The sequence below is a fragment of the Roseovarius sp. SCSIO 43702 genome (assembly GCF_019599045.1).
Taxonomy (GTDB): Bacteria; Pseudomonadota; Alphaproteobacteria; order Rhodobacterales; family Rhodobacteraceae; genus Roseovarius.
Window position 1 is genome coordinate 790,835 of the sequence record NZ_CP080623.1, and the last position, 13,346, is coordinate 804,180.

Genomic DNA, 13,346 nt, shown 5'->3' on the forward strand with positions numbered 1-13,346 from the left:
CGTGCCGCGCGCCCGCTCAGGACTGTGTCAACAGACGTTGCACCATCACGCTTTCAGGGTCCAGAAGCGGGTCGAGCACGTCGAAGTGATTCCGCCCCGCCGCCACCACATGCGCCGCCCCCCAGGCTTCGGCCAGCCACCGCGCCTGGTCGAGGAAACTGGGCCGCTCACCGCCACCGACCCAGACCGTCACGGGCATCGCGCCGGGCCGCAGGAGTGCGGGGCTCTCGGCCTCGGCCATCGCCTCGTCGAGGCGGAAGTCGTCGTTCATGCTGGTCCTGAGCAGCGGCCGCAGGTCCGACACCGGCGAGATCGGCATCACATGGGCCATCCGAGCCGCCACCTCATCGGGCAGAAGGCCGGGACTGCACATCCGCGCGGCGAGGTGCCCGCCCGCCGAATGCCCGGCGATCACGATCGGCCCCGCCCAATGCGCGGCGGCGCGGGTGATCGCGGTGGCCACCTGCATCGTGATCTGCGCGATCGTCACGGCGGGGCAAAGATCATAGGAGGGGAGCATGACTGCGAACCCGTTCCGCCGCAGGCCTTCCGCGAAATGCGAGAACATGCCGCGATCGAACTTCACCCAGTAGCCGCCATGGATGAACACCGCGAGCCCGCGCGCCGTGCCGTCGGGAAGGAACACGTCGTAGGCCATCCGTTCGGACGGCCCGTAGGCCACCCCGAGCGCCGCCTGTCCGTCAGCCTCGCGCCGGGTGCGATAGGCGGCGGCCTCGTCTTCCCAGCGGGCGAGGATCCCCTCGGCATCGGGAATGTAGGGCATGTGCGAATAGGCATCGTCCCAGTCCATGCTCGGTCCCTTCCTCCCCCGTGCGGCTCTGGACAACCCTAGCGCAACCTGCTTTGCCTATGCGAGACCCGAATGACCGAGCCGCGCGAAAGGAGACCGCCATGGGCGAGACCAACCTCAAATCCCTGCTGAAAGACCCGAGCCTGCTGGCCGAGAAGGCCTATGTGAACGGCGAATGGGTGGATGGCTCGGGCGGTACCTTCGACGTTACCAACCCCGCGCGCGGCGACGTGATCGCCAGGGTCGCGGATCTCGACCGCGCGCAGGTCGCCAAGGCCATCGATGCCGCCGTCGCGGCCCAGAAGGACTGGGCGAAATGGACGGGCAAGGAGCGGGCCGCCGTGCTGCGCAAATGGTTCGACCTCATGATGGAGAATCAGGACGACCTCGGCACGATCATGACCGCCGAACAGGGCAAGCCGCTTTCGGAATCGAAGGGCGAGATCGCCTATGGCGCGTCCTTCGTGGAATTCTTCGGAGAAGAGGCCAAGCGCGTCTACGGCGAGACGATCCCCGGCCACCAGCGCGACAAGCGGATCATGGTCCTGAAACAGCCGATCGGCGTCGCCGCCTCGATCACGCCCTGGAACTTTCCCAACGCGATGATCACCCGCAAGGCCGCGCCGGCGCTTGCGGCGGGCTGTTCCTTCGTGGGGCGCCCCGCCAAGGAAACGCCGCTCTCGGCCACGGCGCTGGGCGTGCTGGCCGAACGGGCGGGCATCCCGAAGGGCGTCTTCAACATCGTCACCTCCTCCTCCGCGTCCGAGATCGGCAAGGAGTTCTGCGAAAATCCCGGCATCCGCAAGCTGACCTTCACCGGCTCGACCGAGGTGGGGCGGATCCTGCTGCGCCAGGCGGCCGACCAGGTGATGAAATGTTCGATGGAGCTCGGCGGTAACGCTCCGTTCATCGTTTTCGACGATGCTGACCTCGACGCCGCGGTCGAAGGTGCGATCATGTGCAAGTTCCGCAACAACGGCCAGACCTGCGTTTGCGCCAACCGCATCTACGTACAGGCGGGCGTCTACGACGAATTCGCCAGGCGCCTGAAGGCGAAGGTGAGCGAGATGAAGATCGGGGACGGTCTCGAGGAGGGCACGCAGCTGGGGCCGCTCATCAACGCGGACGCCATCGACAAGGTGCAGGAACACGTGGCCGATGCGACATCGAAGGGCGCCGAGATCATCCTCGGCGATGGCAAGCCGCTCGAGGGGGAGGGGCATTTCCTGCCGCCCACCATCCTCACCGGGGTCACGCAGGACATGCAGGTCGCGACGGACGAAACCTTCGGCCCCCTCGCGCCGCTCTTCAAGTTCGAGGACGTGGATCACGTGATCGAGATGGCCAACGACACGATCTTCGGCCTCGCGAGCTACTTCTACGCCAAGGACCTTTCCCGCGTCTACAAGGTCGCCGAGGCGCTGGAATACGGGATCGTCGGCGTCAACACCGGCATCATCTCGACCGAGCTTGCGCCCTTCGGCGGCGTCAAGCAGTCGGGCCTTGGCCGCGAAGGCAGCCATCACGGCATCGAGGACTATCTCGAGATGAAGTACGTCTGCCTTTCCGTCTGATACGCCCGCATCACGGGGCATGGACGGTCCGAAGACGGGGCGGCGGCGGGAACCTTCCTGCCGCCGCCCTGTTTCTTTCGGGTCTGATCCAAAGCGGGGAGCACGCCCATGTCATCGAAATCACGCGACGAGATCTGGTCGGAATGGCAGGACCGGGTGAACATGTCGCCCTCCGACCTCGAGGACTGGCTCGAAACCGAGGAAAGCAGGTCCGTGGGCGACAGCGACGACGGCGAAAGCACCGGCCACAGGTCGGGTCGCCGCATCGTCGAGATCAAGCGCACCAACAAGGACGACCTGACCGACGATCAGTGGGATCACATGGCCAAGGTGGTGGGCTACATCAATCGCCATTGCAGCCAAGGCGGCCCCGACGGGGATGTCGAGAATTCCGACTGGCGCTATTCGCTGATGAACTGGGGCCACGATCCGCTGGCCGACGGCGGATGCGCCAAATGAAAAGGGCGCGCCCGATGATGCGCGCCCCCCTGTCCGGTCTGTCACCGAGATCAGTTGACCGAAGCCTCGATGGTCTTGGTATCGGCCTTCGCGATCTCGATCTGCCGCGGCTTCAGCGCCTCGGGGATTTCGCGATGCAGGTCGATATGGAGCATCCCGTTCTCATGCACCGCGCCCGTCACCTGCACGTGATCGGCAAGCTGGAACTTGCGTTCGAACGCGCGGGTCGCGATGCCGCGATGCAGATAGGTCCGTTCCTTCTCGTCGTCGTCGGCCTTGCGGGCAGAGACGATGAGCGCGCCCTCCTTCACCTCGACCGAAAGTTCGTCCCCGGTAAACCCGGCGACGGCGATGGAAATCCGGTAGGAGTCATCGTCGGTCTTCTCGATGTTGTAGGGCGGATAGCTGGGCGCGGTGCCATCGTTCGACAGGACACGGTCCATCATGTCCGCGATCTGGTCGAAGCCGATGCTGGCCCGGTAAAGTGGTGCGAGATCAAAGCTGCGCATGGGTTATCCTCCGTTTGAGCGATACCAGTCAGATGTGCCCTCCCATCGGGACGGGCGGTTGCGTCCGGCCCGCTCGGGGCGCCGGACGCCCCTAATCTGGTGAGGTTTCGCGCCGATTCAAGAGGTCACGGCTTGGCGAATTTCGCCCCCGCCGCACCGCCGCCCTGGCCCACGCGGAGACGTTTCGCGGCAACCGTTCCGTCCGTCGCGGGCGTGGCCCGCAGGTCGCGCTTCAGCCGGTCGACCACTTCGGGGAGTGTCATGCCGTAGGCAATGCGCCGCCCGTCATGCTCGCCGCCGCCCGAGATCAGCGACACGATGCGCGCCCGGCCGCCCTCGCGCTGGAAGACGGGCGCCCCGGAGGAGCCGAATGTCACGTCGCAGTCGAAAGCCATGAGATCGCCCGCCGCCTCGAGCACGGCGCATTCGCGCTGCCATGACAGCGCCGCGTCGCGCCCCTCGCCGTAGGAGACGACGCTGACGGGACGGCCCTTGCGCGATCCGCGCGCAAGCCGGAAGGGGCTCGCCGTCGCCGCCGGGATCGGCTCGGCAAGACGCAGGAGCGCGACGTCATGGCGGATGTTGCGCGCCGTCAGCCGCGCGCCGGGATCGTAGCTTTCATGGGCCGCCACGGCCACGACGCCGCTTTCCGAGATGAACTTGCCGTCACGCAGCCCGGCCTTGAAGGACAGCGCGCCGGTCTCGCGGGCGCGGCCCTCGTCGTCATAGACGCAATGCGCCGCCGTCAGCACGAGATCCGGCGCGATGAGGGCGCCGGTGCAATAGCCGCCGGGCGTGATCTCGACGCGGCCCACGGCCTCCCAGCCGAACAGGTCGTCGCGGTCAGTGAGCCGGATCAGGCCGCTGCCCGCCTGTGCAGGCAGTCCGAGACCGAGGGCCAGGAGCAGGAGAAGCGCGCGCGTCATCATGGCTTGGCGAATTTCGCGCCGGTCGCGCGCTTGGCAGTCACCCCGCTCAGTCTCGGGGCCGAGGATTGGAACACACCGTGCCCCGCGTTGAGCTCGGCGCGGAGCGCCGCGATCGGCGCCTCGAGCTGTGTCCCGAGCGACACCTTGCGCCCGTCCACCCGTGCCATGGCCGACACTACCGACACGACGCGCGGCACGCCGCCCTCGAAGCTGAAGATCGGGGCGCCCGAGGCGCCGAAATCCACGTCGCAGGAGAGGATCAGCACGCCGTTCTGGCGCGAGATGACTTCGCACACCTCCTGAAGCGAGGGCGCCTCGGAGCGGCCCTGCGCATAGGAGACGACGCCGACACGCTGTCCCTGGCGGGGGCGCTTGTCGGTCTCGAACGGCTCCACCCGCCCGTTGCGGATGGGGTGATGCAGCTCCAGCAGAGCCACGTCGTTGCGCACGCGGTTCGAAGCCTCGCCCTCGGCGAAATCGTATTCGGGATGCACCACCGCGCGCCGGACCCAGCGATAGGCCTGGGCGCGCCCGTTGCGCCACCCGGCGAGGAACTCGATCCGGGCCGGGTCGATGCGCTTGCCGGTGTCGCGGTCAAAGAGGCAATGCGCGGCGGTGAGCACGAGGTCCGGCGCGATCATCGCCCCGGTGCAGAAGCCGCGCCCGTCGAGATCGAGCCGACCGACCGCCTCCCATCCGCGCCCCTCGTCGCCGGTGTCGAGACGCTTGAGCGCAGCGTCCTGCGCCGCCGCCGTGCCGCATGTCAGAAAAGCCACCAATCCCAGAACCGCACGCAGCATCAACCTACCTCGCCAAATCACTCCTGCGCCGGCTATCAGCGGTTTGGGGCGAAAGTTGGGCGCGGGTCTGGATTGTCGGCTGTTTTCGGCGGTTTATCGCCCGGCCATGCGATCGCGCGTATCGACCCAGCTGCGATACCACAGATCGGCGGCGCGCAGGAAATGCGGCGTTGTCGTGGGATGAAGCCAGTGGCGCCTGAACGGCGTGCGGGCATAGGCGGTCTCGCCGCGCGCATCGCCCATGGCGCGAAACGCCGCCTTGGCCCCGAGATAGGGTGCCATGACCGTCCCCGAGCCCGAGAAGCCCATCGCGAAATGCAGCCCCCGATCCTCGCCCACATGCGGCATCTCGGTGAAGGAATAGCCGGTATTCCCACTCCAGACATGGCTGAGCTTCGCGTCACGAAGCTCGGGCCAGACCTCGCACATGGTGACGTGCTGGCGCCGCGCGGCCAGGTCGAGCGGGATGTCCCGCATCGAGGCGCGCCCGCCGAAAAGGATCCGTTTACCATCGGGTGATATACGGAAATAGCTGTGGCGCGCGCGGGTCTCGACCATCATCCGCCTGCCCGGCGCAAGATGGCCGATCAGGTTCGAAGGCAGTTCCTCGGTCGCGATGATATAGGAGGGCAGGGGAAAGACCCGCGCCACGTGCCAGCGAAAGAATCCGGGCGTGTAGCCATTCGTGGCCAGCACGATCTTGTCCGCGCGGACGGGGCCGCGAAGGGTCTCGACCGAGAAGCCGCCGCCCTCGCGCGTGTATCCGGTCACGGCGGCGTTCGCCGTGACGGTAATGCCCTTGTCCACGGCACCCGCCCATAGCCCGCGATGGAACTTCGCGGGATGGATCGCGCAATGGTCGGGAAAGAGGAGACCGCCGAAGTATCGCTCGGTCGCGATCTCGCGCGTCGTGGCCGCGCGGTCGAGCGTCTCGACCTCGACCTCGCTCTTGTCGCGCACGTCCCGCGCAAGGCGCTTCTGCGACTCGAGATGCGACCTGGCCCAGGCAAGCTGGATGCGGCCCGTCCTTTGCAGGTCGCACGCGATCCCCTCGCGTTCGATGAGATCGAGGACGAAGGCCCGCGCGGGCGCCGCTTCGGCAAAGAGCGCGTCCGCCGTTTCTTCGCCGAACTGCGCGGCCAGGCGCGGCCAGCTCAGGCGCGGATGCGCGCCGAACATGCCGCCGTTGCGGGTGGATGCACCGTCACCCGGCCGGACCGAATCGACCACCGCGACCGTCGCCCCGCAGTCCTGCGCGGCAAGCGCCGCCGAGAGGCCCGCATATCCGGCGCCGATGACCAGCAGGTCGACGCGCGGCGGCAGCGGGCAATCCTCGGGTTCGGCAATCTCCTTCAGGGCCTCCCACCAGTAGGGAAACCCCGGTTCGGCCTCGCCGGTCCACGTCACCATCGCCTGTCCTCCGACCGCTCGCGCGGTACGGGCGTCACATCACGTTTCGGAAGGACGTCTCGACCGCATGCAGGAAGGACTGTGCCGAGGAACTGCCCGAGAGCAAGAGGAAACTGTCGCTATCCGTGCGGATGATGATCGTGCCGAGGTGTTCCATCATGGTCCGGGCAAGCGCGTTCACGGCGAAGGCGTCGGGATGGATGTCGATGGGGCAGATCCGTTCGAGCGCGGCGCGGCATGTCGGCCCCGACACCTCGAGCGCGCACCACACGTCGGTCTGATCGGTGGTGTAGAGCGCGCCGCCCAGCTTGCCCGCGATGACGCGTTCCGCGTCCGGGTCGGCATGGGTGAAGAGCACGAAGGCCTGATCGAGGGCAAGACGCATCAGCCGCACCTCGCCATCCTCGGTCAGCACGCTTTTGCCGGGCTCCGGCAGGCCCATGCCGAAGGCCGATGTCACGGCCTTATGGGCCGCCTCGTCGCCACCCAGCGGCACCGCCATCGATACGATGGCCAGGTCGGCCGGCGCCGTCACCCGGCTATCGCCGAAGCGAAGATCGGTCCCGGCAAGCGGCGGGGCGGACACGAGAGTATATTCAGCCACGCAGACGTTCTCCTTCGGGGTCGATGAAATGGGCCGAGACGATCTCGACCTCCATCTCGGTGTCGTGGACCGGGCTTACGGCGCGGACGATCTCGCCCATCCGCTCATGCCCGCGCTTGATGAAGCCGAGACCGATGGAATGCCCCAGAGAGGGCGAATAGGCCACCGAGGTCATCCACCCCTGGTCGTTGGCCATCGTGGCCTCGTCGCCCCGGGTGATGAAATGCGACCCGGCGATGAGCTTCCGGCTCCGGTCAACCGGGCGGAATCCCACGAGCCGTATGGCATCCTCGCGGTTCAGCTCGGGGCGTTGGGCGAGGGTGTTGCCGATGAAATCCTTCTTCTTCGACATGAGCCCGCCCAGCCCGAGATTGAGCGCGGTCGTCTGACCGTTGAGCTCGTTGCCGGCCGCGTGGCCCTTCTCGATCCGCATGACGCCAAGCGCCTCGGTGCCGTAGGGGATCGCGTCGAACTCCTCCCCCGCCTTCATCAGCACCCCCATCATCGAGTTGCCATAGCGCGCGGGCACCGCGATCTCGAACGCGAGCTCGCCCGAGAACGAGATGCGGAAGAGCCGCGCGGGCATCCCGCCGCAGACCGTGACCTCGCCGCAGGCCATGAAGGGAAACGCCTCGTTCGAGATGTCGTGCTCGTCGTCGATGACCTTGCGCAGGAGGTTGCGCGAATTGGGCCCCGCCACGGCGAACTGTGCCCAGCCATCGGTGGTCGAGATCAGATGCACGTCAAGCCCGGGCCAGAGGCACTGCCGCGCGAATTCGAGCCGGCGGAACACCAGGACCGCGTTGGCGGTGGTCGTGGTCATGACGAAATGGTTCTCGTCCATGCGCGCGGTCGTGCCGTCGTCATAGGCGATGCCGTCCTCGCGCAGCATGAGCCCGTAGCGGACCTTGCCCACCGGCAGCTTGAGAAACGCGTTCGTGTAGACGCGATTGAGGAACTCGGCGGCGTCCTTGCCCTGGATGTCGATCTTGCCCAGCGTGGTCACGTCACAGATGCCGACGGAGTTGCGCGTCATCTCGACCTCGCGGTCGACCGAGTCGCGCCAGCCTTTCTCGCCGGGGCGGGCGAACCATTGCGCACGAAGCCAGTTGCCCACCTCGACGAAGGTGGCGCCGTGCGCCTTGGCCCATTCATGCGACGGCGTGAGGCGATAGGGGCGGAAATCCTTGCCCCGTGCGCGCCCGCCGAGCGCGCCGATGGGGATGGGCGTGTAGGGCGGGCGGAAAACGGTCGTGCCGGTCTGCGGAATGGTCGTGCCGCGCTGTCCCGCGAGGATGGCGAGACCCGCGATGTTCGAGGTCTTGCCCTGATCGGTGGCCATGCCCATCGTCGTGTAACGCTTGAGAAGTTCGACCGAGCGGAAGCCCTCGCGATTGGCGAGCTTGATGTCCTTGACGGTCACGTCGTTCTGCTGGTCGACCCAGGCGCGCTTGGTGCTTTCCTCGACATACCAGAAGGGCACGCAATCGCGCGGTTCGTCTTCCGCCTGCGGAGCCTCTCCGCTGGCCTTGAACCCGAGCGCGTCGAGCTGCATGGCGGCCGTCTCGTGCCCCTCGGCCAGTGCGGCGGCCAGCGTCGTCTGCCCGTTGGCGGCACCGGCGACGGCCATCCCGACAGGCAAGTCCTCGCCCGGCACGAAGGCGCAGATCTCGTCGCGCCAGACGGGCTTGCCGCGCTGGTGACAGGTAAGGTGGACGTTGGGATTCCATCCCCCCGATACCGCGAGGCAGTCACAGGGCACGACCTGCCCGCTGGTGAGCGTGACGGACTTGAGCGCCTTGCGCCCGACCGTATCCATGACGGCGGCGTTGCGGATGTGACGCGCACCCGGCACTGTCAGGACGGCAGGGGCGTCGCGGCTGTCGATGATGGTGGTGACGTTGACGCCCTTCGCCGCGAGGTCCGCCGCGGTGCGCCATCCGTCATCGTTGTTCGTGAAGACCGCGACCTGCTGGCCGGGCGTCACGCCGAAGCGGTTCACATAGCTGCGCACGGCGGAAGCGAGCATCACGCCGGGCCGGTCGTTGTTGCCGAAGGCGATGGGCCGCTCGGTCGCGCCAGCGGCGAGGATCGCGCGTTTCGAGTAGATGCGCCAGAGGATCTGCCGTGGTTTGCCACCACCGTCGCGCAGGTGATCCGTCCGCCGCTCGAGCGCACCGTAGACGCCGTGATCGTAGGCCCCGTAGACCGTGGTGCGCGTCATGAAGCGCACGTTGTCCATGCCCGACAGCTCGGCCACGGTCATCCGCGCCCAGTCGTGGCCGGCCATGTTCTCGACGGACATGGTCTCGGAATTGAGCCGACCGCCGGGCAGGAAATCCTCGTCGGCGATGATGACCCGCGCGCCCGCGCGCGCCGCGGTCAGCGCGGCGGCAAGGCCCGAGGGGCCTGCGCCGATCACCAGCAGATCGCAATGCAGGAAGCCCTTGTCATAGGTGTCGGGGTCGTCCTTCATCGACAGGCGGCCGAGGCCCGCCGACTTGCGGATGGCGGGCTCGTAGACCTTCTCCCAGAAGGATTTCGGCCACATGAAGGTCTTGTAGTAGAACCCGGCGCTGAGGAAGGGCGAGACGAAATCGGTTGCCGCCATCAGGTCGAATTCGAGGGACCCGCGATGGTTCTGGCTCGTGGCGTCCAGCCCGTCGAAAAGCTCGGCCACGGTGGCGCGGGTGTTGGGCTCGCGATGTGCGCCGCTGCGCAGTTCCACCAGGGCGTTGGGCTCTTCGGAGCCGGCCGTCATGATCCCGCGCGGGCGGTGATACTTGAACGACCGGCCCACGAGCACCTGGCCGTTCGCCAGCAGCGCCGAGGCCAGCGTGTCGCCGGCGTGCCCCTGCATGCCCCGCCCGTTGAAGGTGAAGTTGAGCGTCCTGGAGCGGTCGACGAGGCCACCCTGTATGCGGTTGGTCTGGCTCATCTGTCGCGCCCCCGTGCCTTGGCCACGTCGCGGGCGAGTTCGACCTGCGTGATCTCGTGCGTGAGCGTGTCTCTCGTGACCACCAGCCACGAGCGGTCGCCCTGCTCGTGATACCAGAGCTCCTGGTGCTTGCCCGCCGGGTTGTCGCGCAGATAGCCGTATTCATAGAATTTCTCGGCCGCGTTCTTGTCGTCGGGATCGGGGCGCTCGATCAGGCAGGCATCGCCGAGATAGACGAATTCGGCGGCGTCGCGCGGCCCGAGGATGGGATGGTCGATGATCATCTTTCTGTTCTCCGCATCGCGCCCCGGACCTGATCCGGGGCCTCCTGCTCTTCGAGGTTCCGGGTCAGGCCCGGAACGGGTGTCGTTTCGCGATCAGCTGTCCGCCTCAATGCAGGTTGGGCTGGTTGCCCTGGCCTTTTTCGTCGATCAGGTGTCCGCGCTTGAACCGGTCGAGACGAAGCTCGGTCGCCACCGGATGCGGCGTGTCGCGTGCCAGGAGATGCGCATAGCAATAGCCCGAGGCCGGTGTCGCCTTGAACCCGCCATAGCACCAGCCGCCGTTGAAATAGAGGCCGTCGATATGGGTCTTGTCGATGAAGGGCGAGCCGTCCATCGACATGTCCATCACCCCGCCCCAGGAGCGCAGCAGGCGCGCGCGGCCGATCATCGGCATGATCGCCATGCCGCCCTCGGCCACGTCCTCGACCACCGGCAGGTTGCCGCGTTGCGCGTAGGTGTTGTAGCCGTCGATATCTCCCCCGAAGACAAGCCCGCCCTTGTCGGACTGGCTCACGTAGAAATGGCCGGCACCGAAGGTGATCACGCCCGGCAGAACAGGTTTCAGCCCCTCGCTCACGAAGGCCTGGAGCACGTGGCTCTCGATCGGGAGGCGCATACCCGCCATCGCCGCCACGCGCCCCGACGAGCCGGCAACGCACATGGCCACTTTGCTGGCGCGGATCGGCCCGCGCGAGGTCTGGACGCCGCGCACGGCGCCGTTCTCGATGTCGATGCCCGTGACTTCGCAGTTCTGGATGATGTCGACCCCGCGGCTGTCGGCCCCGCGTGCATAGCCCCAGGCCACCGCGTCGTGGCGCACCGTGCCACCGCGGCGCTGATAGAGTCCGCCCTTGATGGGAAAGCGGGCATTGTCGAAGTCGAGGAAAGGCAGCTCGCGGCGAAGCTGGGCCTCGTCCGCGAGCTCGGCGTCGGCCCCCGCGAGGAACATCGCGTTGCCGCGCCGCACGAAGGCGTCCCGCTGCGCGTCCGAATGGAAGAGGTTCAGGATGGACCGCTGCGACACCATCGCGTTGTAATTAAAATCCTGCTCGAGGTTTTCCCAGAGTTTCATGGAGAATTCGTAGAAGGGCTCGTTGCCGGGCAGCATGTAATTCGAGCGGATGATCGTCGTGTTGCGCCCGATATTGCCCGAGCCGAGCCAGCCCTTCTCGACCACGGCCACATTCGTGATCCCGAACTCCTTGGCGAGGTAATAGGCGGTCGATAGTCCATGTCCGCCGCCGCCGATGATCACGATATCGTATTCGGGCTTCGGATCGGGTTCGCGCCAGGCGGGTTTCCAGCCCTTGTTGCCGGTCAGTCCCTGCATGAAAATCTTGAACGCGGAATAGCGCATCGCGACCTCGCCCCTGTCGATTGCCCGCCACAGCATGACGATTTGCAGCCGAGTCGACTTTTCCCTTCTGGCCTTCTACATGTCGAATATGGACACAAGTGGTTTAGAGCCGGTTCGCATCCGCCGGATAGGTATCCTGCCCCTGCCGGGGTTTGCCGCGCTTTCCTATGCATCGACCGCCGAGATGATGCGTGCGGCGAACCTGCTCAGCCGCGAGCGGCTATATGACGTGGTCAATATCGGCCTGTCGCGCGCGCCGATGCAGAGTTCGGGCGCGGTGCAGGTGATCTGTGACGCGCAGGTGGGCGATGATCTCGATCTCGACTATCTCTTCGTCGTCGCGGGGGGTGATCCCATGTCCTTCGAGGACCGGAATGTGCTGGCCTGGCTGGCACGCATGGCGCGCAAGGGGATCAGGATGGGTGGCGTGTCGGGTGGGCCTGTCATCCTCGCGCGCGCCGGGCTGATGACGGGCCGGCGCATGACCGTTCACTGGGAACACGCCGCCGCCCTGGCCGAGATGTCGCCGCAACTCCTGATCGAGCGCAGCCTCTACGTCATTGACCGCGATCGCGTGACCTGCGCGGGCGGTACCGCGCCCATCGACCTCATGCATGCGCTGATCGCGCGCCATCACGGTGCTCCATTCGCGCGGTTGGTGAGCGACTGGTTCATGCATACCGAGGTGCGTCCCTCGGCGGGTCCGCAGCGCGGCGGACTCGTGGATCGGGTCGGATGCAACGTGCCGGCCATCCTCGACGCGGTCGAGATGATGGAGAGCCATATCGCCGATCCCGTGGCCCTGGGCGACCTGGCCGCGACGGCCGGCGTCTCGGCACGGCAGCTCAACCGGCTGTTCCAGGAGCGGCTGGGACGCAGCACGATGGGTTATTACCGCGACCTGCGCCTCGAGACCGCGCGCGCCTTGCTGCGCAATGCTCCGCTCAGCCTCACCGAGATCGCGCTCGCCACGGGCTTCGCCAATTCGTCCCATTTCTCGAAAGTCTACGCCAAGGCATTCGGTGAGCCGCCCTCGGCCTATCGCTGACCGGCGCGTGCGCCATCGAGGTCGAACGCGTGCGGCATGAGCGACGAGAGCATTCGGAACACGATCCGGGCGGCGAATTCGCGGTCGAAATCGGCGGGATGCAGCAGGTAGTCGGTCCACATCCCCTCGACCATGGAGATGGTGGCGATCGTGGCTTCACGCGCGAGAGGACCGTGCGTTTCGGGCGGTGCGATACGCGCGAAGGCGTCCTCGATCATCGACCGCAGGCGCTTGTCCCGCGTATCACTGTAGGCCGCGATCGCCGGATCGGTCCGTGCCGCGCCCCGCAGTTCGTACCAGATCGCAACGGATCGCGGGTTGAGCGAGGCGGGGCCGAGGTCGCTGTGCACGATGGCAGCGATGTGCCGGGCGGGTGTGGTCCCCGCGGCTTCGAGATCCCGCGCGAGGTTGGCATAGTATTCGAGGCTCGCCTGGCGCGCGGCGGCGGTGATGAGCGCGCCCTTGCCGCCGAAATGCAGGTGGATCATACCGCGAGATACCCCCGCGCGCCCGATGATCTCGGTGACGGATGTGCGCGTCAGGCCAACGTCCGCGATCGCGTCGAGCGTCGCCTGGATAAGCGCGGTGCGATTGTCGAAAGTACCGTCTGCCATTCATCCAGA

General features: G+C 66.8%; 13 protein-coding genes. 3 read left to right on the forward strand and 10 right to left on the reverse strand.

All coding sequences use genetic code 11. The features are described from left to right. Positions 1 to 16 precede the first annotated feature (16 nt). Positions 17 to 811 carry an alpha/beta hydrolase gene (locus K1T73_RS03700; RefSeq protein WP_220602642.1) on the reverse strand — a complete coding sequence of 265 codons (795 nt, stop codon included), beginning with the start codon at positions 809 to 811 and terminating at the stop codon, positions 17 to 19. Positions 812 to 912: 101 nt separating this feature from the next. Here K1T73_RS03700 and K1T73_RS03705 point away from each other — a divergent pair, with 101 nt between their 5' ends. Beyond that, on the forward strand, positions 913 to 2,385 hold the full coding sequence (locus K1T73_RS03705; RefSeq protein ID WP_220602643.1) for an NAD-dependent succinate-semialdehyde dehydrogenase: 1,473 nt from the start codon (positions 913 to 915) through the stop codon (positions 2,383 to 2,385). Positions 2,386 to 2,493: 108 nt separating this feature from the next. Further along, positions 2,494 to 2,844 (forward strand): DUF3140 domain-containing protein, encoded by a 351-nt coding sequence (locus K1T73_RS03710; RefSeq protein WP_220602644.1) that lies wholly within the window; start codon positions 2,494 to 2,496, stop codon positions 2,842 to 2,844. A 50-nt stretch (positions 2,845 to 2,894) separates the two neighbouring features. Here the strand turns inward: K1T73_RS03710 and K1T73_RS03715 are convergent, their stop codons facing one another. The 8 genes from K1T73_RS03715 to K1T73_RS03750 all read right to left on the reverse strand — a co-directional run bounded on the left by K1T73_RS03715 (position 2,895) and on the right by K1T73_RS03750 (position 11,675). After that, on the reverse strand, positions 2,895 to 3,353 hold the full coding sequence (locus K1T73_RS03715) for an Hsp20 family protein (RefSeq protein ID WP_220602645.1): 459 nt from the start codon (positions 3,351 to 3,353) through the stop codon (positions 2,895 to 2,897). 125 nt (positions 3,354 to 3,478) lie between these two features. Next, entirely contained in the window at positions 3,479 to 4,282 is an 804-nt protein-coding gene (locus K1T73_RS03720) for a serine protease (RefSeq protein WP_220602646.1), read from the reverse strand. Continuing rightward, entirely contained in the window at positions 4,279 to 5,082 is an 804-nt protein-coding gene (locus K1T73_RS03725; protein ID WP_220602647.1) for a serine protease, read from the reverse strand. Before K1T73_RS03725 ends, K1T73_RS03720 begins: the two co-directional genes overlap by 4 nt. Before the next feature lie 93 nt (positions 5,083 to 5,175). Next, positions 5,176 to 6,492 (reverse strand): FAD-binding oxidoreductase, encoded by a 1,317-nt coding sequence (locus K1T73_RS03730; RefSeq protein WP_220602648.1) that lies wholly within the window; start codon positions 6,490 to 6,492, stop codon positions 5,176 to 5,178. A gap of 34 nt (positions 6,493 to 6,526) precedes the next feature. Then, on the reverse strand, positions 6,527 to 7,096 hold the full coding sequence (locus K1T73_RS03735) for a sarcosine oxidase subunit gamma (RefSeq protein ID WP_220602649.1): 570 nt from the start codon (positions 7,094 to 7,096) through the stop codon (positions 6,527 to 6,529). After that, positions 7,089 to 10,034 carry a sarcosine oxidase subunit alpha family protein gene (locus K1T73_RS03740; RefSeq protein ID WP_220602650.1) on the reverse strand — a complete coding sequence of 982 codons (2,946 nt, stop codon included), beginning with the start codon at positions 10,032 to 10,034 and terminating at the stop codon, positions 7,089 to 7,091. Before K1T73_RS03740 ends, K1T73_RS03735 begins: the two co-directional genes overlap by 8 nt. Continuing rightward, positions 10,031 to 10,318, reverse strand: a complete 288-nt coding sequence (locus K1T73_RS03745; protein ID WP_220602651.1) for a sarcosine oxidase subunit delta — start codon at positions 10,316 to 10,318, stop codon at positions 10,031 to 10,033. Before K1T73_RS03745 ends, K1T73_RS03740 begins: the two co-directional genes overlap by 4 nt. A gap of 106 nt (positions 10,319 to 10,424) precedes the next feature. After that, positions 10,425 to 11,675, reverse strand: a complete 1,251-nt coding sequence (locus K1T73_RS03750; RefSeq protein WP_220603601.1) for a sarcosine oxidase subunit beta family protein — start codon at positions 11,673 to 11,675, stop codon at positions 10,425 to 10,427. Between the two features lie 79 nt (positions 11,676 to 11,754). Here K1T73_RS03750 and K1T73_RS03755 point away from each other — a divergent pair, with 79 nt between their 5' ends. After that, positions 11,755 to 12,723: a GlxA family transcriptional regulator gene (locus K1T73_RS03755; RefSeq protein WP_259400433.1), complete on the forward strand. Its 969-nt coding sequence runs from the start codon at positions 11,755 to 11,757 to the stop codon at positions 12,721 to 12,723. On the opposite strand, the gene K1T73_RS03760 is transcribed toward K1T73_RS03755, so the two are convergent. After that, positions 12,714 to 13,337 carry a TetR family transcriptional regulator C-terminal domain-containing protein gene (locus tag K1T73_RS03760; RefSeq protein WP_220602653.1) on the reverse strand — a complete coding sequence of 208 codons (624 nt, stop codon included), beginning with the start codon at positions 13,335 to 13,337 and terminating at the stop codon, positions 12,714 to 12,716. The genes K1T73_RS03755 and K1T73_RS03760 overlap by 10 nt on opposite strands. Between the last annotated feature and the right edge of the window lie 9 nt (positions 13,338 to 13,346).

What these genes read in the sequence shown, in the direction of transcription:
- K1T73_RS03700 (WP_220602642.1), bottom strand. Translation starts at nt 811, where the DNA reads ATGGACTGGGACGATGCCTATTCGCACATGCCCTACATTCCCGATGCC.
- K1T73_RS03705 (WP_220602643.1), top strand. Translation starts at nt 913, where the DNA reads ATGGGCGAGACCAACCTCAAATCCCTGCTGAAAGACCCGAGCCTGCTG.
- K1T73_RS03710 (WP_220602644.1), top strand. Translation starts at nt 2,494, where the DNA reads ATGTCATCGAAATCACGCGACGAGATCTGGTCGGAATGGCAGGACCGG.
- K1T73_RS03715 (WP_220602645.1), bottom strand. Translation starts at nt 3,353, where the DNA reads ATGCGCAGCTTTGATCTCGCACCACTTTACCGGGCCAGCATCGGCTTC.
- K1T73_RS03720 (WP_220602646.1), bottom strand. Translation starts at nt 4,282, where the DNA reads ATGATGACGCGCGCGCTTCTCCTGCTCCTGGCCCTCGGTCTCGGACTG.
- K1T73_RS03725 (WP_220602647.1), bottom strand. Translation starts at nt 5,082, where the DNA reads ATGCTGCGTGCGGTTCTGGGATTGGTGGCTTTTCTGACATGCGGCACG.
- K1T73_RS03730 (WP_220602648.1), bottom strand. Translation starts at nt 6,492, where the DNA reads ATGGTGACGTGGACCGGCGAGGCCGAACCGGGGTTTCCCTACTGGTGG.
- K1T73_RS03740 (WP_220602650.1), bottom strand. Translation starts at nt 10,034, where the DNA reads ATGAGCCAGACCAACCGCATACAGGGTGGCCTCGTCGACCGCTCCAGG.
- K1T73_RS03745 (WP_220602651.1), bottom strand. Translation starts at nt 10,318, where the DNA reads ATGATCATCGACCATCCCATCCTCGGGCCGCGCGACGCCGCCGAATTC.
- K1T73_RS03750 (WP_220603601.1), bottom strand. Translation starts at nt 11,675, where the DNA reads ATGCGCTATTCCGCGTTCAAGATTTTCATGCAGGGACTGACCGGCAAC.
- K1T73_RS03755 (WP_259400433.1), top strand. Translation starts at nt 11,755, where the DNA reads ATGTCGAATATGGACACAAGTGGTTTAGAGCCGGTTCGCATCCGCCGG.
- K1T73_RS03760 (WP_220602653.1), bottom strand. Translation starts at nt 13,337, where the DNA reads ATGGCAGACGGTACTTTCGACAATCGCACCGCGCTTATCCAGGCGACG.